At 35.8% G+C, this 22,950-nt stretch carries 25 protein-coding genes; 19 read left to right on the top strand and 6 right to left on the bottom strand.

Features of this window, described 5'->3' with window-relative positions; genetic code table 11:
- The first annotated feature begins 69 nt into the window (after positions 1–69).
- Genes HCB45_RS02575 through HCB45_RS02560 form a run of 4 tightly spaced genes read left to right on the top strand, consistent with a single transcriptional unit; the run spans position 70 to position 5,110 of the window.
- A complete protein-coding gene (locus HCB45_RS02575) occupies positions 70–1,020 on the top strand; it encodes a magnesium transporter CorA family protein (protein ID WP_185318138.1) in 951 nt (316 codons plus the stop codon).
- Positions 1,021–1,043: 23 nt separating this feature from the next.
- The gene (locus HCB45_RS02570) at positions 1,044–1,685 is read left to right on the top strand and encodes a GntR family transcriptional regulator (protein ID WP_185618594.1); all 642 of its coding nucleotides are present in this window, start codon (positions 1,044–1,046) and stop codon (positions 1,683–1,685) included.
- 41 nt (positions 1,686–1,726) lie between these two features.
- A complete protein-coding gene (locus HCB45_RS02565; RefSeq protein ID WP_185618592.1) occupies positions 1,727–4,417 on the top strand; it encodes a YhgE/Pip domain-containing protein in 2,691 nt (896 codons plus the stop codon).
- Positions 4,418–4,462: 45 nt separating this feature from the next.
- Entirely contained in the window at positions 4,463–5,110 is a 648-nt protein-coding gene (locus tag HCB45_RS02560) for a GntR family transcriptional regulator (protein WP_185618747.1), read from the top strand.
- An 8-nt stretch (positions 5,111–5,118) separates the two neighbouring features.
- On the opposite strand, the gene HCB45_RS02555 is transcribed toward HCB45_RS02560, so the two are convergent.
- Together HCB45_RS02555 and HCB45_RS02550 are read right to left on the bottom strand one after the other, a co-directional pair.
- Positions 5,119–5,655, bottom strand: coding sequence for a GNAT family N-acetyltransferase (locus HCB45_RS02555; protein WP_185618590.1), 537 nt, complete (start codon positions 5,653–5,655; stop codon positions 5,119–5,121).
- Positions 5,642–6,616 (bottom strand): DUF975 family protein, encoded by a 975-nt coding sequence (locus tag HCB45_RS02550; RefSeq protein WP_185618744.1) that lies wholly within the window; start codon positions 6,614–6,616, stop codon positions 5,642–5,644. The genes HCB45_RS02555 and HCB45_RS02550 overlap by 14 nt, the downstream gene beginning before the upstream one ends.
- Positions 6,617–6,805: 189 nt before the next feature.
- Between HCB45_RS02550 and HCB45_RS02545 the strand changes: the two genes are divergently transcribed.
- Together HCB45_RS02545 and HCB45_RS02540 are read left to right on the top strand one after the other, a co-directional pair.
- A complete protein-coding gene (locus tag HCB45_RS02545) occupies positions 6,806–7,015 on the top strand; it encodes an Lmo0654 family protein (RefSeq protein WP_185318142.1) in 210 nt (69 codons plus the stop codon).
- 73 nt (positions 7,016–7,088) lie between these two features.
- Positions 7,089–7,796 (top strand): metallophosphoesterase family protein, encoded by a 708-nt coding sequence (locus HCB45_RS02540; protein ID WP_185318143.1) that lies wholly within the window; start codon positions 7,089–7,091, stop codon positions 7,794–7,796.
- A gap of 42 nt (positions 7,797–7,838) precedes the next feature.
- On the opposite strand, the gene HCB45_RS02535 is transcribed toward HCB45_RS02540, so the two are convergent.
- On the bottom strand, positions 7,839–8,402 hold the full coding sequence (locus HCB45_RS02535) for a DUF420 domain-containing protein (RefSeq protein ID WP_003724396.1): 564 nt from the start codon (positions 8,400–8,402) through the stop codon (positions 7,839–7,841).
- 120 nt (positions 8,403–8,522) lie between these two features.
- On the opposite strand from HCB45_RS02535, the gene HCB45_RS02530 reads away from it, so the two are divergent.
- Positions 8,523–8,939 carry a hypothetical protein gene (locus HCB45_RS02530; RefSeq protein ID WP_185618588.1) on the top strand — a complete coding sequence of 139 codons (417 nt, stop codon included), beginning with the start codon at positions 8,523–8,525 and terminating at the stop codon, positions 8,937–8,939.
- A gap of 162 nt (positions 8,940–9,101) precedes the next feature.
- Positions 9,102–9,731 carry an endonuclease III domain-containing protein gene (locus tag HCB45_RS02525; RefSeq protein WP_185618586.1) on the top strand — a complete coding sequence of 210 codons (630 nt, stop codon included), beginning with the start codon at positions 9,102–9,104 and terminating at the stop codon, positions 9,729–9,731.
- Here HCB45_RS02525 and HCB45_RS02520 read toward each other — a convergent pair.
- Positions 9,728–10,624 carry an Rgg/GadR/MutR family transcriptional regulator gene (locus tag HCB45_RS02520; protein WP_185318145.1) on the bottom strand — a complete coding sequence of 299 codons (897 nt, stop codon included), beginning with the start codon at positions 10,622–10,624 and terminating at the stop codon, positions 9,728–9,730. The genes HCB45_RS02525 and HCB45_RS02520 overlap by 4 nt on opposite strands.
- Before the next feature lie 232 nt (positions 10,625–10,856).
- Here HCB45_RS02520 and HCB45_RS02515 point away from each other — a divergent pair, with 232 nt between their 5' ends.
- From HCB45_RS02515 to HCB45_RS02500, 4 genes are all read left to right on the top strand, one after another.
- Positions 10,857–11,138: a transposase gene (locus HCB45_RS02515; protein WP_003765800.1), complete on the top strand. Its 282-nt coding sequence runs from the start codon at positions 10,857–10,859 to the stop codon at positions 11,136–11,138.
- 280 nt (positions 11,139–11,418) lie between these two features.
- Entirely contained in the window at positions 11,419–13,899 is a 2,481-nt protein-coding gene (locus tag HCB45_RS02510) for a LapB repeat-containing protein (RefSeq protein ID WP_185618585.1), read from the top strand.
- A 195-nt stretch (positions 13,900–14,094) separates the two neighbouring features.
- Entirely contained in the window at positions 14,095–14,748 is a 654-nt protein-coding gene (locus tag HCB45_RS02505; protein ID WP_185318147.1) for a cyclic nucleotide-binding domain-containing protein, read from the top strand.
- 187 nt (positions 14,749–14,935) lie between these two features.
- Complete coding sequence (locus HCB45_RS02500; protein ID WP_185618583.1) at positions 14,936–16,579, top strand: MucBP domain-containing protein; 1,644 nt, start codon at positions 14,936–14,938, stop codon at positions 16,577–16,579.
- 58 nt (positions 16,580–16,637) lie between these two features.
- On the opposite strand, the gene pdxK is transcribed toward HCB45_RS02500, so the two are convergent.
- Both pdxK and HCB45_RS02490 read right to left on the bottom strand, forming a co-directional pair.
- Complete coding sequence (gene pdxK / locus HCB45_RS02495) at positions 16,638–17,453, bottom strand: pyridoxine/pyridoxal/pyridoxamine kinase (RefSeq protein WP_185318149.1); 816 nt, start codon at positions 17,451–17,453, stop codon at positions 16,638–16,640.
- 25 nt (positions 17,454–17,478) lie between these two features.
- Positions 17,479–18,345 (bottom strand): Cof-type HAD-IIB family hydrolase, encoded by an 867-nt coding sequence (locus tag HCB45_RS02490; protein WP_185318150.1) that lies wholly within the window; start codon positions 18,343–18,345, stop codon positions 17,479–17,481.
- A gap of 173 nt (positions 18,346–18,518) precedes the next feature.
- Between HCB45_RS02490 and HCB45_RS02485 the strand changes: the two genes are divergently transcribed.
- From HCB45_RS02485 to HCB45_RS02455, 7 genes are all read left to right on the top strand, one after another.
- Positions 18,519–19,082 carry a maltose acetyltransferase domain-containing protein gene (locus HCB45_RS02485; protein WP_185318151.1) on the top strand — a complete coding sequence of 188 codons (564 nt, stop codon included), beginning with the start codon at positions 18,519–18,521 and terminating at the stop codon, positions 19,080–19,082.
- Entirely contained in the window at positions 19,079–19,342 is a 264-nt protein-coding gene (locus HCB45_RS02480; protein WP_185618581.1) for a DUF5327 family protein, read from the top strand. Before HCB45_RS02485 ends, HCB45_RS02480 begins: the two co-directional genes overlap by 4 nt.
- A 9-nt stretch (positions 19,343–19,351) precedes the next feature.
- Positions 19,352–19,729, top strand: coding sequence for a DUF423 domain-containing protein (locus HCB45_RS02475; protein ID WP_185318153.1), 378 nt, complete (start codon positions 19,352–19,354; stop codon positions 19,727–19,729).
- Between the two features lie 113 nt (positions 19,730–19,842).
- Complete coding sequence (locus tag HCB45_RS02470) at positions 19,843–20,778, top strand: ABC transporter ATP-binding protein (RefSeq protein WP_003765547.1); 936 nt, start codon at positions 19,843–19,845, stop codon at positions 20,776–20,778.
- Positions 20,771–21,541, top strand: coding sequence for an ABC transporter permease (locus HCB45_RS02465; RefSeq protein ID WP_185318154.1), 771 nt, complete (start codon positions 20,771–20,773; stop codon positions 21,539–21,541). The genes HCB45_RS02470 and HCB45_RS02465 overlap by 8 nt, the downstream gene beginning before the upstream one ends.
- A gap of 263 nt (positions 21,542–21,804) precedes the next feature.
- On the top strand, positions 21,805–22,689 hold the full coding sequence (locus tag HCB45_RS02460; RefSeq protein WP_185318155.1) for an SDR family oxidoreductase: 885 nt from the start codon (positions 21,805–21,807) through the stop codon (positions 22,687–22,689).
- Positions 22,690–22,706: 17 nt separating this feature from the next.
- Positions 22,707–22,883 carry a DUF2188 domain-containing protein gene (locus HCB45_RS02455; RefSeq protein ID WP_185318156.1) on the top strand — a complete coding sequence of 59 codons (177 nt, stop codon included), beginning with the start codon at positions 22,707–22,709 and terminating at the stop codon, positions 22,881–22,883.
- The last annotated feature ends 67 nt before the right edge of the window (positions 22,884–22,950 follow it).

Below are 22,950 nucleotides of genomic sequence, written 5' to 3'. Positions count from 1 at the left end.
TTATTATTAATAATAATGTAACATAAATGAAATATTTTGTAAAGAACTTAGAAGAAAGGAGATACACAAATGATTGAATATTTTAAAACAACGAACGAAAAAATGGAGCAATTATCCGAGTTAGAAGATGGTTGCTGGGTAAAGGTAACCGCTCCAACAGAAGAAGAAATTGAGCAATTAAGTAAAGAAATGGATGTGCCAAGACCTTATATCTTAGATGCCCTTGATTCAGAGGAACGCTCAAGAATAGAATTAAAACGAGCAGAACAAGATGTAAGACACTCCTTAGTTATTGTCGACTATCCATATGAATCAGAGGATGAACTTGGCTACACGATGTATGAAACATTGCCTATAGGTATCATATTAACGAGGAACTATCTAGTCACGATTTCTTTGCGCGACTTACTTATCTTAGAAGATGTTCGTACCATGAAACTAGAAACTTACGATACAACGAACCATAAACAATTTTTGTTAAAATTATTGTACGCTGTATCTTATTATTACCTCAAATACTTAAATCAAATCATCAAACAAACAAATAATTTAGAATTACAGATTAAACAGTCGATGAAAAATGAACAACTGTATGCGTTTATGGCAGTTCAGAAAAGTTTAGTTTTTTTTGCAACAGCACTTCAATCGAATAAAGCAATACTCGATAAAATGGAAGATGTGGAACATTTTATGCAACAAGAAGATAACCATGATTTACTTAGGGATGTTATTATTGAAAATAAACAAGCCATTGCGATGACTGATACATATACGCAAATTATTAGTGGCATGTCAGACGTGTTTTCTTCTGTTATTTCTAATAATTTGAATATCGTGATGAAATTTTTAACATCTTTTACGATTATTTTATCTTTACCAACTATTGTGGCGAGCGTTTACGGGATGAATATTAAGTTGCCATTTATGCATAATGATCACGCGTTTGCATTAATTCTTTTATTTACGTTATTAATCACAACGGGGGTAACAGTGATTTTTTGGCGTAGAAAATACTTTTAATATATAGAAAACGAGGGATGAGCATGGAAAAACAAACATACGAAAAATTAGCATATTATACAATCAAAGAAAAAATTCTCAGTGGGAAGCTTCATGTTGGGCAACATATTTCAGAAGCGGGTATTGCAAAAGAATTATCTATTAGTAGAACTCCTGTCAGAAAAGCAATTGCGGTTTTAGTATCCGAAGAATTAATCGAATATGAGCTGAACCGGGGGGCAATTGTGATTGAAAGTAGCATGAGCGCTGGTCGTTTTATCGAACTACTCGAAATGGCAGAAATACTCGTCGCGCAAACCATTGAAAAATGTAGAAGTAAAAATTTGACTTACAAACCGGAACAAGGCAATGAATTGCTAAAAGAAATGAGGATTATTCAAAAAGAAGAAAACGTGGATGCTTACTTAACTTTGTTGAGCAAATGGCTTTTACAATTTGTCGCACAACTAGCTAATAGTTATGCAGAAGATATTGTACGGAAAATGAAACGTGATTTCTTTAATAAAGCACAAAAAGATATTAAAATAATACCAGTGCTTTTGGAAGAAGAAACGATGGATACGTTAGAACAACTTACTTTTTACATGGTAGAAAAGAAATATGACTTAGCAAAAGAGGTAATGCAAAAATTAGTGAATTTGTATATTATCCGTACATTTAGATAGTATTTCTAAAATGATTTGCTTATATACAGGAGGTGCTTTTGATGCGGAAAGTATACGAAATATTTATTTTAGACTGGCGCCGTCTCTTTAAAGCGCCTTTAGCTTTATTATTAGTTATTGCCTTAATTATTTTGCCGTCGTTATATGCATGGTTTAATATTGAAGCTCTTTGGGATCCTTATTCCAATACATCAGGAATCAAAGTAGCTGTTTCGATTGATGATGAAGGCGCAGAAGTAGACGTACCAGGAAAAAATCCTCAACAAGTGAACGTTGGGAATCAGCTTAAGAAAACACTGGAGAAAAATAAAAAACTTGGTTGGACTTTTGTTAGTGAAGAAGAAGCGAAAAAAGGTGTAAAAAGCGGAAAATATTATGCTTCAATTCATATTCCGAAAAATTTCTCAGAGGATATGGTTTCGGTTGTAAGTGATAACGTCAAAAAACCAACAATTGACTACTCGGTTAATGAAAAAATCAATGCTATCGCACCAAAAATGACAGAAAGTGGAGCAACAACGATTGTTAACCAAATTAGTTCCGAGTTTGTAGGGACGGTGAGTAAGGCTGTTTTAGAAGAGTTTAATAAAGCAGGGATTGACCTTGAAAACGAGCTTCCGACAATTAGACGTTTAAAGACCAAAGTATTCCAAGTACAAGATGCTTTACCAGAACTTAAAAAAATGGGCGCAGAGGCTGTTAAAATTGAAGCCAAATTACCTGAACTAAAAACAAAAGCGAACCAAATTGTTGAGCTAAATGAAAAAATACCTGAACTAAATAAAGCGACAGAAAACGTTTTATTAGTAGAAGAACAGCTACCGAAAATCGATCAACTTGGGCAAGATATTCTTGTGCTCCAAAAGAAAATCCCAGAAATTAAACAAATTGCAGAGTCAGTAAAAGAAGTAGATGAAAACTTCGGAACGATCAAAAAAACAGTCAATGACGCAGTAAATGAATCAGGCAAGGCGCTTGATGTGATTGATACTGCGACAGCGGCGATTCCGACAGTTGAAAAAATTGCTGAAAATGGTAGTGGATATGTCGATAAAGTATCCGATTTTGCAGACGAAATTAATAAGTCATTTGATACATTAGCGCCTGCCATTAAACAAAACTTAACGCTAATGAAGCAAATGGCAGATAATATTTATCAAGTAACAGAAGCAATCAAAAATGGTTCTATCAACTCCGAACAAGCGATTTCAGAACTGAAGAAAATGGAAAACGACATTGATTCCTTACAACAAATGATTACAAAACAAACTGCGACTTTGGAAAGCTTAAATGAAACTTTACCGAATAAGCCATTTACAGATTTAATCGCAAACTTAAAAACGATTAATAGCCAACTAGGCGCACAAAAAGAAACAATCACAAAAATACGCACAGCACTAGAAAATGGCGAACAACCGGCTGAGGAACTTTTAAATCAATTGAATGAACAAGCCAAAAATGTTAGCGCAAAATTAGACCAAATTTTAGCAAACTATGATTCGGAGATTGTTCCAGCAATCAAAACTGGCTTAAATCAAATTCAAGGTGACTTAAAAGACAGCCAAAAATTACTACAAAACTTGCAAGCAAAAATCCCAGAAATTACTCAAGTATTGAAAGATTCCAGAGAAACACTGCAAACTGGGCAAACGTATTTAAAAGAATTTCAAGAGCGACTGCCAGAAATCCAGAAAACATTGGATGAAGCAACTAAAGTTATTAATACGAAACTAGATACAATTATCGCGGGTATTAACGAAGCAGCTAATTTTTATCAAAACGATTATCCAAGCGTAAAAGCTAACATCAAAAAAGCAGCCAACTTCATTCGCGATGATTTACCAGGACTCGAAAAAGAAATAAATCAAGCATCCAATCTTATTCAAGAAAAAATGCCAGAGTTCGAAAAAGCCATTAAAATTGCAGCAAATCTTTCCAGAGAAGAACTGCCAGAATTTGAAAAAGCAATTAATAATGCCGCCAATAAAATTACCGATTTTGATAAAAATTATGATTTGCAAAGTATTATTAAAATGCTTAGAAATGATGCCGATAAAGATAGTTCCTTTATTGCGAACCCAGTTAACTTAAAAGAAACAAGTTACTATCCGATTCCAAACTACGGCTCGGCAAGCTCGCCATTTTATACAGCACTTTGTTTATGGGTTGGGGCGCTCTTACTTATTTCATTACTACGCGTTGATGTAGAGGTGCCAGCGGGTATTTTCAGTCATTACCATCGTTATTTTGGCCGATTATTAACGTTCTTATCAATCGGGTTAATGCAAGCTCTTATTGTTACGCTTGGAAACATATTCTTGCTTGGTGTTTCCATCACCGAACCTTTACTTCATGTGCTCTTTAGCATGTTTATCAGTGTAGTCTTCATGACGATTGTCTACACACTCGTATCTTTATTTAATAACGTCGGAAAAGGGATTGCGATTATCTTGTTAGTGCTACAAATTTCAGGAGCAGGCGGAAACTTCCCAATTCAAGTTTCACCGCCATTTTTCCAAGCGATTTATCCGTTCTTGCCGTTCACTTATGCTGTTAGTTTAATCAGGGAAAGTGTAGGCGGGCTTTATATGCCAACTGTTTGGATTGACATGAGCGTTCTTGCTGGATTTGCCATCTTGTTTATTGCATTAGGCTTGTTACTCAAAAAACCGCTCGACAAAATAGTACCAAAACTATCCGAAAAAGCAAAACGAAGCAAGCTTATTCACTAACAATTTTTCTATGATATAATTACTAGCGAACAGGGGGCGGAATTAATAGTGAATAAATATAAAACATTAGATAAAATGGTTTATAACTTACTTCTCGAAAAGATTAAAAAAGGCGATTTAGTTTGTAATGAACATCTCGCTGAAGAAAAACTTGCTACTGAATTCGGAGTTAGTCGCTCCCCACTTCGAAAAGCAATTGCTACTCTCACAGCTCAAGGTATTGTTAGCTATCACGAAAATAGTGGGGCCGTTTTAAATGATGTACTTATTGATTCAGATCGCTATGTGCAATTAATGGACACTATTGATATTTTAGTTGATGCAGCAATAGTAAAAGTAGAACACTTCGGTTTGAAGGTAGACATAGAAAAATTATATGAACGTTTACAAGAAATGGAACGATTTTCTTATTTAACAGATGTCAAAAGCTATTTTGATGCTCATCATCGTTTTATTCTTTGTTTAATTAGTTTCGCTGAAAACCCATACCAAGTGAAGATTGCAAAAGATATTTTCTTTCAAATGGTTCATTTTTCGGATGGTATTAATATTTTTAAATCAGTTGAAATTAGAGAATGGACCAATAAAAAAAGCAGCCAAATATATGAGCTACTCGCGCAAGATAAAACCGAAATAGCTAGGAAGACAATTAAATCCATGTTTGCTGAACTTACAATTCAAGCGTATCGATAAAAGAGCTGTCACAAAAGTGACAGCTCTTTTTGATATAAATTAAACCCGTTCTTCTCACCAGAAAACATAAAGCCATAACGCAGATACATTTGATTAAGGGCTTTGTTTGTTTTGATGCAATCTAACCGAACAAACGGAACAGACATGTTAAGCGCCAATTGTTCAGCGAAACTAATCATTTGTTTACTTAAAGAAATGCCACTAAAATCTCTTGATACCATTATTCGGTGTAAGTAATAAGCTGATTGTTCATGCCTATCACCCCATAAATCCGTATCCCAGTCACTCGGCGTTTTTCTGATAATCATTACTCCAGCTAGTTTTCCATCAGTCGCCTCAAAAAGGGCAACCTCGCTAAGCTCAATCCGTTGTTCAATATTATGAACATCAAATCCATGTAAAATATCGCTCCACTGGGTCGAACCCGATTCTTTTAACCAGCGCGCAGTATTTACCATTAATTTATTTATTGCGGAACGATCATTTGGCAAAGCAAAGCGGACTAGAAATTCCAGTCCGCCAGCTGTTATTTTATTTTGGTTCATTATTGTCTTTTGGAGCCTCAGGAGCTTCTGGAGTCTCAGGAGTTTCTGGAGTCTCAGGAGTTTCTGGTGCTTCCTTCGTTTCAGGAGCTTCTGGAACTTCTGGTGTTTCGGGTTCTACCTTTGTTTCAGGTCCAAATCCCTCTGGATGAGTGTCTTCTACAAAAGGATCAGATTCTCTTGTACCAAATGGATCAATTTCTTCTTCCACAATAACTGTTTCTTCAGTATAAGTGCCTTCGCTTGCTGCATATAAATCATCATAGAATACAGCGATAGAAGTTATTAAATACGGATAAACATAAAGTGAAATACCAAGAGTAATTAACCAAGAGGCAAGTATTAATACGAGACCACCAAATGTAGCTCCGGCAGCAAGTGCGGTAACTAATTCAGCAGGATCAGTTGTATAAGAAGTAGTAGCCATACCACCAGCAATGATGACAGAACCTGCAATTGCTACAGCTAAAGGAATTAAATACCAAAGAAGGAATGTAAGGGAAAGACCAAATAGTCTGCCTTTATGTCCGTTCATCATATGGCGACTTTCTGTAATAGCATCAAGTGCCGAGATGTTAGGATTATCTCGTAAAATAAAGAATGTTTGCGAATAGGAATAAGCTTTAATAATTCCAGGTACGATGAGTAATAAGCTCCATAAGAATGTGAAAATGGAAATAAGTAAGTAAGCTAAAAACGTACGACCAAATTCTTTAAAGCCACTAAACATATAGGCAACATCAGGTTGTTCACGGCGGCTAATTGCTAAGTATACCCAAGCGACCCCCGTATAAAGTGGTCCTGTCAATAGAAACAGGGCAATCCAGCCAACAACAGGAATCCAACCAAGTACCCCTCCGCCAACAGTTTCAATTAACCATGCAAGAACAAATATCCCAATGGCAATACCCCAGTTGCCACGTAGCGACTCTTTCGCTGTCTGTTTTACTTGTGAAATAGTCATCATAATGAAAACTCCTTTTTAATTTATTTTAAGTATAATAGCAAAAATACCTACTTTTAAAATAGCATACTTTTAGGCACTAATACAGCAATATGAAGTGTTATAAAAAAATGTTTAAAATAGGATTAATTTTCTTTTAATAAGGGAAAAGTAACGTTATATGGTATGAATAATTTGGAGGTGGCGCAGATGGCCCATGAGAATTTAAGAGAGTTAGAAGATCAATTAATTGCATTGCGGCAACAATATCAAGAAGCTTTAAGTGAAACACGAGAATTTGAAGATCCACAACTTCAAAATGGACCAATTAACGCTGCTGAAGTAAGATTAAGTGCATTACGTCACGAAATTACTGAAGTAGAGAAAAAAATTAAAAAAGTAGAAGGTAATACCAAATAAGGAAAAGACGTCCTTTTGCTAATGTTATGTTAGCGAAAGGGCGTTTCTTTTACGAGGGTTTGGAGGTATAACGATGAAGCCTATTTTTGCTATTGGAGATGTACATGGTGAAATTACACTTTTAGATGAGCTACTAGAAAACTGGAATAAAGAGCAAGAGCGGCTTTTATTTGTAGGGGACTTAATTGACCGCGGGGAAAATCCGGCAGCAGTACTTAGACGCGTGAAAGAGCTGGCTGATAAGACAGAAGTGATAGTTTTAAAAGGTAACCATGAGCAAATGTTGCTTGATTTTCTAGATAACCCTTCTGAAAAAATGCATTATTATTTAAGCCAAGGTGGGATGGAAACAATCCAATCTTTAATCGCTGACTCATCAGACAAAAAAATGACGCCAGAAGGATTAGCTAAACGTGTAAAAGAAGAAGCTTCTGAACTCATTGATTTCATTCGACATTTGCCACTTTATTATGAAGAAGGTAAATATGTATTTGTCCATGCGGGAGTAGATTTTTCTAAACCAAATTGGCAAGATACGGAGGAACGTGATTTTTTCTGGATTCGGGAACCATTTTTATTTGGGAAAAATAAAACCGGGAAAGTCTTTATCTTTGGGCATACTCCCGTGCAAAATTTACATAATGATGGAAGTGCTAGAATATGGGTTTCTGAAGATAGAACTCGACTTGATATTGATGGCGGCGCTGTTTTTGGCGGGGAACTTCACGGAGTTGTTGTGGAGGAAAATGTCATTACAAAAAGTTTTTCAGTAAAAAAATAAGCATCAAATGAGCTCATTAAAAGAGCTCATTTGATACTTTTTTTAATAATAAGGTGCCATAAATAAGTAAACTAGTACGCCAGTTAAGCTGACATATAGCCATATCGGCATAGTCCAGCGAACGATTTTTTTGTGTTTCTCAATTTGCATTGTCCAGCCCCAAACAAGTGCAAATAGCGCTAATGGAACGACGATTGCAGCTAAGAAACTATGTGTAATTAAAATGAAAAAGTAGATTGGTCGGATAATCCCGGTTCCGCCAAACGTAGAAGTTTCTGCTGAGAGATAATGGAACGTTAAGTAAGTTACTAAGAAGAATAAAGTGGATGTAAATGCTGCTAAAATAAAGCCACGGTGCATCTTAATGTTTTTCTTTTTTATAATCGCCCAAAGTGCAATAACTAAAAATACAAAGGTAAAACTATTAAAGATGGCGTTCATGCGTGGGAAGATAGTAATGTCGAAATGTACTGCTCCTTGATACCCAATCGGTGAGAAGAAGAGTAGTAAAATTACTACAACCGCAACAAATGAAATAATCATTATCGGCCAAAAATAGTTTTTTTCTGATGTCGGTTTTGTGAGTTTTTCTTTATTTTGTTCCATGAAAAAAATAGCCCCCTAAATATAAAAAATTGCTGTACTACTTTCATTATACATGACGACCATAACGGATGCGAAAGATTGAACTTTTAAGGTATAATGGGTTAGGAAAGGGTGTTTCTAATGGCGATTATTGCGCGAGAACTAACAAAAACGGAAGAAGCAGAAATTATCCGTTTAAAAGAAGAAGGCGAAGTGATGCTCGAAACGGACGGAACTCCAGAAGAGCGAATTGAAAAAATAGCCAAATATTTAAAAGATACCTCACCAGACTTCGATTTGGCGGAGGAACTTGGTTATATTTTAGGGTCGCTGTATGGAGAAGCTGTCCGTGAAAAGTATCAGTGGAGTTGGCTATTTATTTCTGAAAATGATGTAGAAGGATACGCAATCACATCAAAAGAACATGGTTACACATTAATGGTGCATGATTATTTTATGCAAGTGATTGTTCGAAATAAACCGGATAATAGTAAGAAATTATTTGAATTAATGCCCGATATGATAGGTAATAAGGACGGATTCCGGGTTATCGGATGATGGAACGAGTACGTTATTAAAACAGATTATTTGAAGAGAAAACATGTGAATGGCTTTCTCTTTTTTTGTTCACTTTGAAAGATTAGCGATAATAGATATTAGCAAAATATTATGCTACAGTGAAAGGATTAATAGGCTAGTTTTAGTGAGAGGTGATAATGGTTGAATATAAATAAGCAAAAAGTGCAGGTTTTAAATAATTTAGTTGAGCTTTATGGTTATCAAGATTGGTGGGAAGATGACAATCGTCTTGCTGACTGGCTTTCGATGATATTAATCCAGCGTACAACCGAGAAAAATGCTAATCAAGCTTTAGCCAATCTCGCACCTTATTTAGATTTAGATAGTTTAACCAAGATGGATACGGCAAAACTAGAAGAGTTAATCTATCCAGCGGGTTTTTATAAACAAAAAAGCCTTTATATTAAAGCACTTATCGATTGGTTTGTTGGTCACGGGGCTAGTTTGGATAAATTTAGATCTTATGCAACAGAAGATTTGCGCAAAGAACTACTAGGTATTAAAGGTGTAGGGGAAGAAACGGCCGATGCAATGTTGCTGTATATTTTTGAACGTAATGTTTTTATTGCTGATTTATACGCTAGACGACTATTTACTAGGTTAGGCTTTGGCGAATTTAAAACCTACGAACAAATGCGCGAAGAATTTATGCCGATAACCGAAAATGTTCCACATAAACTGTGTAAAGAATGGCACTCAGTCATTGATGTTCACGGAAAGCACTTTGGGAAAGACAAAAGTATGAATGAATCGTGGCTGTTAGAAAGCTAGCTCTTAAGAATATCTATACCTTTTAACCTGATAAACTGATCTAATAAAATTTCATATAAATAAGCAATTTCTTCAAAACGGAGGTCATTCATAATTTGAATGGCTTTTTTTGCTTGCTTGTAACCTTCTTGGATGTGATTGTTCTGCATTTTTACTAATCCTTTTAAAAAATGGGAAATATTTCGGTAAAAGGCGCTTTCATTATAAATACATAAAGAGTCTAACAGGATGATGAGTTTGCTGGCAGAGGATACTTGACCACGCGAAATAAACATTTCAATCGTATTAATTAAAAGCGTACATAAAACACGTCTAGCCCGGTCGTAGTTTTTATAAGGATGAATTGCTTTTATGACTTGATTTAAAAATTGAATTTGTAAATCTTCTTCAAAAAAATAGATGGAGTTAGCGCAAATCTTGAGTTCTTCTAATGTCCACGTATCAATCGAAAATAAATATTTTTGGATGGTACATTTATCTTCTGGTGTAATGAGGTCAACGGTGAATTCATTATATTTAAATAGATGTTCAACCATTTTTATTCTTGAGCGAACAAACGCTTTCCATACTTCTGCTAATTCTCCGTTATATTGAGACAATTGACTATAAAGTAGCTCTAAACTCGCAAGGTCATAGATGTTTCCTCGTTCTTGATTCATGCACAAATAATTCTTTTCTGCCGATTCAGAAAGCTCTCGATGGATATAGAAAAATTCATCTAAATCCATATTCATTCGTTTTAATATTTTTTCAAATAAGCTTAGAGTGATATCATGCTTTCCTTTTTCAAATTCGATAGCGAAGGATTTGGAAATGATATTATCGTATAAATCTTTTTGATGTATTCCTTTCGAAGTGCGAATATCTCTCACTGTTTTTCCATACCCATTCATTCAAGTTACTCCTTCTGTTTCAAAATTTAGATGAGGGCTGCATCTAAGAGGTGTGGCAAGGAGTTTAACAGCCATTTTACTTTTAAATCGTAGCATAGAAAATGTGGTGGAAGAAGTCCTATTTTTAGGACTTTATGAAAAAATGGTTGAAAAACTTGATATATTAGGACTGAAGAACAGATTCGTTTAGATCTTTTTTTATGATATTTAACTATAGAAAGAAGGAAGTTTTATGGCTAAAGCAAAATATGACGAGAATTTTAAAAAAAGTTTGGTTGCTTTATATCGCAGAGGAAAAACGAAGCATAGTATCTGTCAGGAATTTAGTGTCCCTAACTCAACTTTTGGAAAATGGGTTAAAAAATTTAATAATGATGATAATATTGAATCGAACGAAATCTTAAATATCTTGCAAGCACAGGAACTTAAAAAACAGCGAGTATTACTTGAGGAAGAGTTGTCTATTTTGACAGAAGCGATTGCGGTTTTTGAAAATCCCCCTAGTAAAGATTGAATTTTGTATTGGAATGAAAGTGGTTGCATTGAAATCACGAAAAACAGTTATTCTCTTAATTATAAATAGAGGATAACTGTTTTTTTATGTTTAACAGAGAAATGTTTTCTTTGGAGTACTTTTTGTTGATTTTTAGTCACATTTAAGATGGAATTGCTTATATTAATGGACTGAAACGGGCCTCATAGTAGGTATAATTGTTCTTAGTTAGCTACAAGGATACGCAAGAAAACAGGGGAAATTGAGGCAGACAAACCATACTACAAAGGAGGAGATGTATTTGAAGAAAATTTTACATATTATTATCGCGCTTAGTGTAATTTGTTCGATAATTTTAGCGCCGGTGGATTGGTCCGCAAAAGCAGATACTAATAATAAGAGAGATGATCTCATTAAATCTGTCAGTTTTTATAAATCAAATGGTCAAAATCTAACGGCGAAGGAAAACTATAATGAAAAACTCAATTATTTTTTAGAAGTAGCTTTTGGAGGGAATTCTTTCCAAAAAGGGGACTACTTTAATATTACTTTATCATCTGACGCTTTACTCTCTACAGAGAAAGCCTATGATTTGAAAGTGGATGTTGACCCAACAGCGGGAACTAACGAACAAGTAGTTGGTAAGGTTACTGTAGAAAAAATTAACGGTTCGCCAACATTGCACTTTGTTTTTACAGAAGATTCTGAGTCTTTTTTTATAAAAAGCTTTGATGCGAATTTTAAAATACAGGTGATGCCGGCGCATGGCGATAAAAACGTTATTAATCTTTCCTATAGTGGTGCTGCGAAAAATTTTAAAAATATTGGGACGAGCAGTGTGGAATTGAACGTAAATATGGCAAGTGACTGGCCACCAGTTGGAATTAGCGATTTTTCTAAAAAAAGTGGCGATTTATATCATGCGATTTTAGTATATGAAAAGCCGAGTAGCAAAGTGAATTACGAAACAGAAATTTTAGTATCATATCCGCTTTTTGAAAAACGAATTCCGCTTGGAAATGTGCAAAATATTAAAGTTGAGGTTTGGGATGAAGCAAAGGAGATTTATAGAGTTGGTATAGAAGGCGTGGATTATGGCACGATTACATACGATGTTGGAACTCCATTTGTAGGCGGTCCTATTTTCCAAATGAATTGCACTATTCCGTTTAAAGGTATTTCTACTAAAACACGTGTTAGTTTTGATATTGATACGAATGTGGACGGGAAACCTGGAACAACAGATCCATACTTGGTTAGTCTTTCTTCCGTATCATCAGCTACTAAGTCATTAGAATTCTATCCAGTGAATAATGCTGATACAAAAATGACAGCTGCTTTTTTTGGGAAAGTAACGACACGTTTTGAGGATGAATTAGGCAATCCGGTTACTTTTGATGATTATAGTACTGTAACAACCCCAGGAAAAGTCAATCAAGACGGTAAATTTGAAATAGCAGAACCTTTTTTACATAACTCCGTCCAAAACGTGGATAAACACGCCTATGATACTCTTTTGAATACTAATAAATATAAATTATTAGAGGTAACTTCTCCTAATAAACTATCTGAAACAGCGGATAATTTAAGTATTCAAATAAAGCGTGGCTACCAAAATGATGTTTTATACAAAATAAAAGCACTCCAAAAACCTGTCATTAGCGCACTTCCTGAAATCGAATATAGTAAAACAGTGAATAGGACAATGGAAGAGTTTTTAGAAGATGTGGAAGCAAAAACAGATATTCCAGCTGATATAAAATGTGATTTAACGAATGTGAAATGGGGGATTCCGGGAGATTACCCAGTTCTTATAACCGCAGTGAATGAGGATAATCAAGTAGCAGATCCGGTTCCCGTAACAATTAAGATTTCCAAAAATCCCGCACCAGTCATAACAGTAGACCCAGAAATAACCTACGATAAAACAGTGACAAAAGATGAGAGTACATTACTAAATGAAGTAAATGCGCGAACAAATGATGATTCGACGATAACTTCTAACATTAACGATAAAGTAAAATGGGGCGTGCCAGGCGATTATGAAGTTACTTTGAACGCGATAAATGAAGATGGCGTTGCAGCGGAAGCAAAATCATTTATCGTTCATGTTTTGAAAAGCCCTGCACCAATTATTACAGTAGACCCAGAAATAACGTATCCGAAAACAATAACTAAAACGGAAGCGGAACTCCTTCAAGAAGTGAACGCCAAAACAAACGATGGTTCACCTCTTGTTTCAGATATGAATGATAAAGTAAAATGGAGTGTGCCAGGTGATTATGAGGTTACCTTGAATGCGGTAAATGAAGACGGCGTGGCAGCAGAAGCAAAATCATTTATCGTTCATATTTTAAAGAGTCCAGCACCAATTATTACGGTGGATCCAGATATAACCTATGATTCCACAATAATAAAAAATGAAACAGAGCTATTAAAAGAAGTTCGCGCAGATACTAATGATAACTCAGCTATTACTTCTGATGCTCCTGATAAAGTGAAATGGCAAACGCCGGGAAGCTATACTGTGACACTGAATGCAGTAAATGAAGATGGTATCCCAGCTGATCCAGTAACGTTTATCGTGCATATTGTAGAAGCAAAAAAAGCGCCAATTGTTATAGAAGAAAATCCAGCTGAGACGCCTACTAAGCAAAAAACCAAAGAGAATATTGTTATCAAGAAAACAACGCAACTCCCGAGAACAGGGGATACACATTCGAAAGCTATCTTAGGTGGGGTTCTTTGTTTGGGAGTATGGTATTTGCTTAGAAGAAAATAGACAAAAAACGCAAGTGAATTCACTTGCGTTTTTTGTGCTGGTTGCAGCTTAAAACCACTAGAGAAGAGATAAATTGCAAATTTGAATCATTCGTATTTTTAGAAACACGAGAAACGATTTTTTTATGGATAAAAGGGTATATTAACAAAATATGAATGCAGTTAGGAAAATATAAACTTGATGGTGGTGAGGCAAATGGACGATTGGTCAACGTTGATAGGAGAGTTAGAACATAATATCCTAGAAAAAGTTTGGATTATTAGAGAAGACCTAAATATATCGGAAGTATTTGAAATACAAAAATTAGAGGCGCATTTTATTTTAGTTTTAGAAGGTGTCTTACGTATGGAAAATGAACATCAACAAATTCTGCATTATTTTAGGAAGAATAATGTCATATATCAATCTCCATACGAATTAAGAGTGCAAAATAAATTAAAGCTAGTTGCTGAAACACCTGCTCAAATTGTTTTACTACATCGTGAATTCTTTCTTAATCATGCAGCGAACAAACCTTCTTATTCTGAAAAATTAATGCGAGCGATTATGGATAATTCCGCGAGTTTTATGTTCGAATTAATGAAAAATGATCTTAAATCAGAGGATCGATTAGCATATTCATTACAGCAGTTATGCCAAAGTTTAGAATTAGAAGTGAAAAATGAGTTTTATCTACTGCCTGATTATATTAATAAGAATAAATTGTCGCTTTATAGTAATATTTCGAGGAAAAGTTTATACAAATACCTACAAAAGTTAGAAAGAAAAGGACAGGTTAAAATGAATGGTAATCAAATACTTGTCCGCATTTCGCGATTTATAAATAGCGAGAATGTGGATTGGTTATAGAATAAAAAAGCAGCAATTGCTGGCGAAATTAATAATTCGAAAAAACGACACATGATTGATATTATGGAGTGTATTTTACACATATTAGCTCTCTTCAGCTTTGATATACTTTACAAATCAAGTAAGACCTATACGATAATTACATCTTTTAGAAAACTTGAAATTATAAAGTTGAAGGGGCAAAAAAATGAAATTAGGTAAAATAGGAGCAATATTTCTCGGTACAGCTTTAGTTTTCCAGACACCATTCCAAGTTTTCGCAACAAGTTTAAATGGAGAAGAACAGGTAAAAAAAGAAGCTACTGTGCCAAAAATATCCGTAAACAAGCAAGCCTTAACTGCTACCAGTGATTTAGAACAAACGGTTGGAGAAGAAATTACCAAAACGATACATCTTCAAGATCAAGCATTACCAAATAGTGAATGGGGCAGCTATATTTCTGACGTGAAAGTAACATTATCTAATATGAACGGAATTAGTTATGATGTGAAATATGGACCGCTAAGTGAAGACGGCACGCACTATCAATATGCAGACATAATACTTTCAGGAACACCAACAAAAGCTGGAACAGGCAGCATTAGCCTTGAATATTACGACGGGGCAGGTAACGGTGGAGTTTTCAATTATTCGGTAAACACAAAATCTAAAACAACTATCCAATATGTAGATGGTGATGGAAATAAATTAGCAGAGGATACAGTGAAAACCGGTGATTTAAATACAGCCTATACCTCAGAACCAAAAACGATTGATGGATATGAAGTAGACGAAACAAAACTTCCTAGCAATCAAAATGGTCAATTTGCTGAAACTAATCAAACAGTTACGTACACCTACTCAAAAACGAAAAGTGAAGTAAATAAAGGAACGGTTGGTATTTCGTTTTATGCTCCTGATGGTAGCCGCCGGGAACTTAAGTCCGCATTAGACTTAAGTTATGCCTACCCAGATGGTGTCCCATCTGACACCGTAACATTCGGTGATTTAGCGAAAAATACGACTTATAAAGATTTGAGAAATACTCCCGAAGCGCCTACTATTTTATGGAACGATTTGCTACATTACATGGTAGACTACATGAACGGAGATATAGATGCCGCTCAATTTGAAGAGGCAGTTGGGCTAACACCAGCGAATTTTGATTTAGATTATATTACACGAAACTTTGAAGGATATAAATTTGATGAAGCAATGTATCAAGAAAATCTAAGTAAATTAGTCACTTTTGAACAAGATGGTGATCAAGTTTATTTGCAAGTACCATTTAAGAAAGTAGAAGTTGGAGCGGATATTACTGTAAAATACGTTGACACAGAAGGAAATGAACTAGCATCTGTTGAAACATTGAGTGGTAATGTGGATGATAACTATACTTCAGAAGCAAAAACGATTGATGGTTGGACTTTAAAGGAAACACCTAATAATGCAACTGGAGTGTTTAGTAAAGAGGCACAAACGGTTACGTATGTTTATGAAAAAAATGATGATACAGATGTCACACCGGCTCCTGACAATTCAGCAGATACAAATGATGAAACTAATTCATCCGATAATACTTCGACAACAGATGATACCAATAATAGGAAAGCAACAGATGATAATAGTAACAGTACAGTGAAAGAAGAAGCGCAACCCCAAGTGAAAAGTCCTAAAGCAGAAAAAGTAACCACACAAGAAAAGGCTTCTAATAAAATTACAACACAACCAAAAGAATCACTTCCAAAAACTGGAGATAACGTATTAGAAAGCAGCTTATTAGTAGGCTTGGGCATCCTTTTGTTAGGTGGATTATTTGTATTCCTTCATAGAACTAAAAAAGTAAAATAAAGATAGAATGGTATTTTTAGAAAACAAAAAACCGCCCGAGCACTGGGCGGTTTTTGTATTATCTATTTTCGGCTTTATTATATGCACCATGCCAAACAGGACCGATGAATTTGTTTAGTGCAAATCCACCTTTGATAGCTGCAGTGACAAAATCTTTTGCTTTTGCGACAGCTTCTTCAACTGTTAATCCTTTTGCAAGTCCAGCTGTGATAGCGGCTGCAAAAGTACAACCAGCACCGTGATTGTGGCTTGGAGAGATTTTTTCTACTTCATAAATAGTAAATTCTTTACCATCGTATAGTAAATCAATTGCTTTGTCGCTTTCTAGAGCTTTTCCGCCTTTGATAACTACGAATTTAGCACCTAATTCGATGATTTTTTTTGCTGCTTCTTTCATATCATCTAATGTAGTTAATTTACCAAGACCGGACAATTGGCCTGCTTCGAATAGATTTGGTGTTGTGATTGTTGCTTTTGGAAGCAGCAAATCACGGATAGCCTCGGCGTTTTCTGGTTGGATTAATTCGTCTTCACCTTTACAAACCATAACTGGGTCGATTACAACATTTTTTAAATCGTATTTGTCGATGGCTTCTCGAGTTGCTTTAATGATGTCAATTGAACCAAGCATTCCTGTTTTCATTGCGTCAACTGGGCCGCCAGAAAGGATTGTTTTTAATTGTTCACGAACAAGTTGCGCATCAATTGGTGTCACGCCGTGTGCCCAGTTGTTGTCTGGATCCATTGTTACAATTGTTGTGATTGCGCTAAAACCATAAGTGCCGTATTCTTCAAATGTTTTTAAGTCTGCTTGTAAACCAGCACCGCCACTTGAATCAGAACCTGCAATGGTTAATGTTTTTTTGATTGTCATTCGTATTTCCTCCTAAGAATAAATATTAGTCATTTGTTTCTAACATTTTATAAATAGCTGCTGCAACGCCGTGTTCATCATTGGAAAGGGTTACGTGTTCTGCTAATTCTTTTACCTCTTCTTCGCCGTTACCCATAGCAACACTATAACCAGCCATTTTTAGCATTGAAATATCATTCATATTATCTCCAATTGCAAAAGTTTCATCAAGTGTTACGCCTAATTTTTCTACATAATATTGTAAAGAAATACCTTTTTGTGCTTCGCGGTGTGTGATTTCAATATTATCGGAAAAAGAAGATGTTACGGATAGTTCGGATTCTTTTTCTAATTTTTGTTTCGCTTTTAGAAGAATATCTTTATCAGAAGAGAAGGAAATAAATTTAAGGATCGTTAAATCTTTATTGCCTAAAATGCGTTCTACATCAGGAATTTCGTGTACGTCTTTTGATTCAAAGCGTTCTTCTACTTTATCCATAATCGTTTCTGCTGGAATGTCTGGGTGGATGCGTTTGTGCATTTCAATCATGAATTCTTTACCGCGAGCTTTATCTGTTGTGATTGGGCCCATATCAGTGAAAAATTCAGTATACATGCCAAGTTCTGTCAAGGTGTTGTAAGTGTTTCGTGCTAAGTTTCTATCTATCGGATGTTGTAAAATTATTTTGCCATGTTCATCGCGGATTTCTGCACCATTCATACAAATAGCTGGTGCATATAAATTAACTTTATTAATTAAACCCATGGCATCATCATACATACGCCCAGTACAAAGAACGAAATGAATTCCTTTGGCGCGAGCTTTTTCGATTGCCTCGACGTTTTCTTGTGCAATCTCGATATCAGAGTTAAGTAAAGTGCCATCCATGTCTGAAGCAATAACTTTAATCATAATATTAAATTCCTCCCCAATTTTACCTACCTCACTAGAATATCATTTTTTTAAGAAAAATGCACAAAAGGTAGCTGCGCGTAGTTTTTTGGGTGTTGCGATTACTTTACTATATTTCTGTCTTTCATTTAGTTATAATGGATAAGAATAAAACGTGGATTGGATGTGTCAGGATGAAGACAGAACTAGAAAAGATGATTGCAGGAGAAATGTATAATCCTAGCGACAGAGAGCTTGTACACGGAAGAAGTCGTGCGCGTAAGTTCTGCAGAGAGATTAACGATACAATGGATTCAGAGTCTCGTAAAAGCGTGCTGAAACGTCTATTTGGCGGAACGAAAGAAAATGTTTATGTCGAACCAGATTTTCGAGTAGACTACGGTTCTAATATTTATGTTGGCGAAAATTTTTATGCTAATTTTGATTGTGTGATTTTAGATGTTTGTGAAGTACATATTGGTGATAACTGTATGATGGCGCCAGGAGTTCATATTTATACAGCCACGCATCCGCTTGATCCAGTAGAACGTAATAGTGGGCTTGAACTTGGTAAACCAGTGGAAATTGGCGATAATGTTTGGATTGGTGGTCGAGCAATTATTAATCCGGGTGTTACACTTGGAAATAATGTCGTGGTTGCATCAGGAGCAGTTGTAACGAAAAGCTTTCCTGATAATGTGGTTGTCGCAGGTAATCCAGCTCGCGTAATTAAAACAATTGAGGTTGCGGAAAAATGATTATTTCAGATTCAAAGATTTTTGAACAAATGGAAAGTGAATTAGCGAAAGCAAAAGCAGCAACTACCAAAGCGAGCCAAGATAAGCACTTGCATGGTTTGATGTTGCTTGTTCAGCTTGCAAAAACGAGCGATGAGAGAAGTACGGCAGTAGAACCGATAGCTATACAGCCAACAGAACCGGTGCAAATCGCAAGTATGGATGGTGAAAAAATAGAGTTAGAAGACGGCGCGAACGGAGATTCGTTGCTTGATTTTTAGGGGGAAAGTATGAAAAAAACAATTATTACTGGAGCTGTTTTTGCAGGGCTGGCAGTTTTACTCGGGGCTTTCGGGGCTCATGCTTTAAAAGACATGCTTGGAAGTTATGCGAGTACTTGGGAAACAGGGGTTCAGTACCAAATGTTTCACGCAGTTGGTATTTTAATCGTTGGATTACTAATGGAAAAACAAGCTAGTCGGCTTTATGCTTGGGCAGCAATTTTATTTTCGATCGGAATTGTCTTTTTCTCCGGCAGTTTGTACATTTTAAGTATTTCCAAAGTATCCGTTTTAGGTGCGATTACGCCTATCGGTGGTGTTTGCTTTGTCGTTGGCTGGTTCTTACTAATTTTAGGAGTATCAAGAAGAACGATGAGTAGATATTAAATCAAAATAATCGTCTTTTCGCGTTCATTTCAGTGAAAAGACGATTATTTTTTCTTATTAGCGAATAAGTGCTAAAATAAAGGAATCATAATTTATAAGGAGACAGCAATTACATGACTTATGCACTTGAAATAAAAGGGTTAAGAAAAATTTATTCCACTGGAGTCGAAGCGTTACGCGGTGTTGATTTAACGGTAGAAGAAGGGGACTTTTATGCGCTACTTGGTCCTAATGGTGCCGGGAAATCAACGACGATTGGTATTATTACTTCGCTAGTTAATAAAACATCAGGTGAAGTAAGCGTATTTGGCTATGATCTCGATACAGATATTGTCCGGGCAAAACAGCAAATCGGGCTGGTTCCGCAAGAATTTAACTTCAATCCATTCGAAACAGTTCAACAAATCGTCGTTAATCAAGCTGGATACTACGGGGTTTCTCGGAAGGAAGCCATCAAACGTAGCGAAAAATACTTAAAGCAATCGAATTTGTGGGAGAAACGTAATGAACGTGCGCGGATGCTTTCAGGCGGGATGAAACGTCGCTTGATGATTGCGCGTGCTCTCATGCATGAACCGAAGTTGCTTATTTTAGATGAACCTACTGCTGGTGTTGATATTGAACTTAGACGTGAGATGTGGACGTTTTTAAGAGAATTGAACGAAAGCGGTACGACGATTATTTTGACGACGCATTATTTAGAAGAGGCGGAAATGCTTTGTCGTAATATCGGTATTATTCAGTCTGGGGAGTTGATTGAAAATACCAGCATGAAATCACTACTTTCTAAATTACAATTTGAGACGTTTATTTTCGATTTAGAGCCATATGAAGAAGCTTTCGAAATTACGGGCTATAATCATGTTTTTGAAGATAAACAAACATTATCTGTTGAGGTGGAACGAAACCAAGGGGTCAATCATATCTTTGAGCAACTAAGCGAACACGGTATTAAAGTGCTTTCGATGCGTAATAAATCGAATCGTCTGGAAGAACTATTTTTAAAAATTACAGAAGAAAAACATCAAGTGGGGGAGAAACATGTTTAATCTATATTATACAGCGCTAAAAAGTTTAGCGGCGAAAGAAACCAACCGTTATATGCGAATTTGGGTACAGACACTTGTGCCACCAGTCATTACGACGTCGCTTTACTTTATTATTTTTGGGAAAATGATTGGTAGTCGGATTGGTGATATGAACGGCTTTTCTTATATGGAATATATCGTTCCTGGGCTGATCATGATGTCTGTTATTACGAGTTCTTACGCCAATGTATCATCTTCTTTTTTCTCGCAGAAGTTTCAGAAAAATATTGAGGAAATTCTTGTTGCGCCGGTACCAACCCATATTATTATCTGGGGCTTTTTGATTGGTGGGATTGGTAGAAGTGTTTTAGTAGGTGCGCTCGTTACACTTATTTCGATGGTTTTTGTGCCATTACACATTCATTCATGGTCAATTGGAATTATCACATTTTTAATGACTGCCATTTTATTTTCACTTGCAGGGTTAATCAACGGGATTTTTGCTAGATCATTTGATGATGTATCGATTGTTCCGACTTTTGTGTTACAGCCATTAACTTATTTAGGTGGGGTATTTTATGCGATTTCTATGCTACCTCCAATTTGGCAAGCTATTTCTAAAGTAAACCCGATTGTCTATATGATTTCTGGGTTTCGCTATGGTTTTCTAGGTGTTAGTGATGTACCAGTGGTAGTTTCGTTATCAATTCTCATTTTGTTTATTGTAGTACTTTACTCGATTTGTTGGTATTTAATCAATAAAGGAAGAGGACTGAGAAGTTAATAGAAATTTTTTAAAGAGAGAGCGGGTTTCCGTTTTCTCTTTTTTTCAAGTTTGCTACAATTCTTTTTCAATTCGATGTTTTGCGTTTTAGCTCAAAACTACTAGGGAAAAGCTAAGTAATAAGAGGGGGTAATTAAAATGGGGAATAAGAAAGTGAAGCGAAAACTTGGTGCTAATATTTGGTGGATACTTATACTAGCTATTTTAATAATCTTCGTAGCTTATCTAGTAATGGGTTACGTTGCAAAAATATAGGAGGAATAATGATGAATAAAGAAAATCCAGTAAACAAATACTATACGGGAAAATTTGAAAAACAACGGCAAGATTATCCTGGTTTGCAAAGTAAAATGACACCTGTACCAGATACCGGTGAATCAAGTTATCAAGGCGCTAATAAACTTACCGGGAAAAAAGCTTTTGTAACAGGGGGCGACTCCGGAATAGGTCGAGCTGCGGTTATTGCCTATGCTAGAGAAGGTGCTGATGTCGCGATAAATTATCATCCGGATGAAGAAGTAGATGCACAGGAAGTTAAAGCAATTGTTGAAGAAGCTGGACAGAAATGTATCTTATTACCAGGTGATTTACGAAAAGAAGGTTTAGCGAAAGATTTAGTGAAAAAAGCATATAACGAGTTAGGTGGACTAGATATTCTAGTACTGAATGCTGGACTACAACAATATCAATTAGATATTCAAAAACTTCCAGCTGAACAATTGCGTGATACATTTGAAGTGAACGTTTTCTCTGTTGTGTTCGCAATTCAAGAAGCACTTAATTACTTAAAAGCAGGAGCAAGTATCATTTTAACGTCCTCCATTCAAGGCGTTAAACCAAGTGCTCACCTTGTTGACTATGCAATGACAAAAAGCAGTTTAATTTCGCTGACAAAAAGTTTAGCAGATCAACTAGGTGAAAAAGGAATCCGCATTAATGCAGTTGCACCTGGACCAATTTGGACGGCGCTACAAATTTCTGGTGGGCAACCGCAAGATAGCATTCCAGAATTTGGCCAAGATCAGCCCCTTGGAAGAGCAGGTCAACCAGCGGAACTTGCGAGCGCTTATGTGCTACTAGCATCAGATGAAGCAAGCTATACAACCGGTCAAGTATACGGAATTACTGGCGGTGCTCCTATTAATTAAAAGCGAGGTGAAAGATCGTGCCGTGGACAAAAAATGATTATCCGGATTCGTGGAAAAATCTAAGAAAGTCCGAACGCGAAAAAGCTATTGAAATCGGCAATGCGCTCTTAAAAGATGGCTACCCAGAAAGTCGCGCCATCCCAATTGCCACTTCAAAAGCAGAAGAATGGTATAAAAATCATAAGGAATCGTAAATTAAAAAAAGCACTTGGAATGAAATATTTATCCAAGTGCTTTTTTGTTGTAATCGTTTATTGGTAG

It is taken from the genome of Listeria farberi, from assembly GCF_014229245.1.
GTDB lineage: Bacteria > Bacillota > Bacilli > Lactobacillales > Listeriaceae > Listeria > Listeria farberi.
The sequence above is the reverse complement of the archived record's forward strand: the minus strand, read 5'-3'. Positions and strand labels throughout refer to the sequence as shown.

What these genes read in the sequence shown, in the direction of transcription:
- HCB45_RS02575 (WP_185318138.1), top strand. Translation starts at nt 70, where the DNA reads ATGATTGAATATTTTAAAACAACGAACGAAAAAATGGAGCAATTATCC.
- HCB45_RS02570 (WP_185618594.1), top strand. Translation starts at nt 1,044, where the DNA reads ATGGAAAAACAAACATACGAAAAATTAGCATATTATACAATCAAAGAA.
- HCB45_RS02565 (WP_185618592.1), top strand. Translation starts at nt 1,727, where the DNA reads ATGCGGAAAGTATACGAAATATTTATTTTAGACTGGCGCCGTCTCTTT.
- HCB45_RS02555 (WP_185618590.1), bottom strand. Translation starts at nt 5,655, where the DNA reads ATGAACCAAAATAAAATAACAGCTGGCGGACTGGAATTTCTAGTCCGC.
- HCB45_RS02550 (WP_185618744.1), bottom strand. Translation starts at nt 6,616, where the DNA reads ATGACTATTTCACAAGTAAAACAGACAGCGAAAGAGTCGCTACGTGGC.
- HCB45_RS02545 (WP_185318142.1), top strand. Translation starts at nt 6,806, where the DNA reads ATGGCCCATGAGAATTTAAGAGAGTTAGAAGATCAATTAATTGCATTG.
- HCB45_RS02540 (WP_185318143.1), top strand. Translation starts at nt 7,089, where the DNA reads ATGAAGCCTATTTTTGCTATTGGAGATGTACATGGTGAAATTACACTT.
- HCB45_RS02535 (WP_003724396.1), bottom strand. Translation starts at nt 8,402, where the DNA reads ATGGAACAAAATAAAGAAAAACTCACAAAACCGACATCAGAAAAAAAC.
- HCB45_RS02530 (WP_185618588.1), top strand. Translation starts at nt 8,523, where the DNA reads ATGGCGATTATTGCGCGAGAACTAACAAAAACGGAAGAAGCAGAAATT.
- HCB45_RS02520 (WP_185318145.1), bottom strand. Translation starts at nt 10,624, where the DNA reads ATGAATGGGTATGGAAAAACAGTGAGAGATATTCGCACTTCGAAAGGA.
- HCB45_RS02515 (WP_003765800.1), top strand. Translation starts at nt 10,857, where the DNA reads ATGGCTAAAGCAAAATATGACGAGAATTTTAAAAAAAGTTTGGTTGCT.
- HCB45_RS02505 (WP_185318147.1), top strand. Translation starts at nt 14,095, where the DNA reads ATGGACGATTGGTCAACGTTGATAGGAGAGTTAGAACATAATATCCTA.
- HCB45_RS02500 (WP_185618583.1), top strand. Translation starts at nt 14,936, where the DNA reads ATGAAATTAGGTAAAATAGGAGCAATATTTCTCGGTACAGCTTTAGTT.
- pdxK (WP_185318149.1), bottom strand. Translation starts at nt 17,453, where the DNA reads ATGACAATCAAAAAAACATTAACCATTGCAGGTTCTGATTCAAGTGGC.
- HCB45_RS02490 (WP_185318150.1), bottom strand. Translation starts at nt 18,345, where the DNA reads ATGATTAAAGTTATTGCTTCAGACATGGATGGCACTTTACTTAACTCT.
- HCB45_RS02485 (WP_185318151.1), top strand. Translation starts at nt 18,519, where the DNA reads ATGAAGACAGAACTAGAAAAGATGATTGCAGGAGAAATGTATAATCCT.
- HCB45_RS02480 (WP_185618581.1), top strand. Translation starts at nt 19,079, where the DNA reads ATGATTATTTCAGATTCAAAGATTTTTGAACAAATGGAAAGTGAATTA.
- HCB45_RS02475 (WP_185318153.1), top strand. Translation starts at nt 19,352, where the DNA reads ATGAAAAAAACAATTATTACTGGAGCTGTTTTTGCAGGGCTGGCAGTT.
- HCB45_RS02470 (WP_003765547.1), top strand. Translation starts at nt 19,843, where the DNA reads ATGACTTATGCACTTGAAATAAAAGGGTTAAGAAAAATTTATTCCACT.
- HCB45_RS02465 (WP_185318154.1), top strand. Translation starts at nt 20,771, where the DNA reads ATGTTTAATCTATATTATACAGCGCTAAAAAGTTTAGCGGCGAAAGAA.
- HCB45_RS02460 (WP_185318155.1), top strand. Translation starts at nt 21,805, where the DNA reads ATGATGAATAAAGAAAATCCAGTAAACAAATACTATACGGGAAAATTT.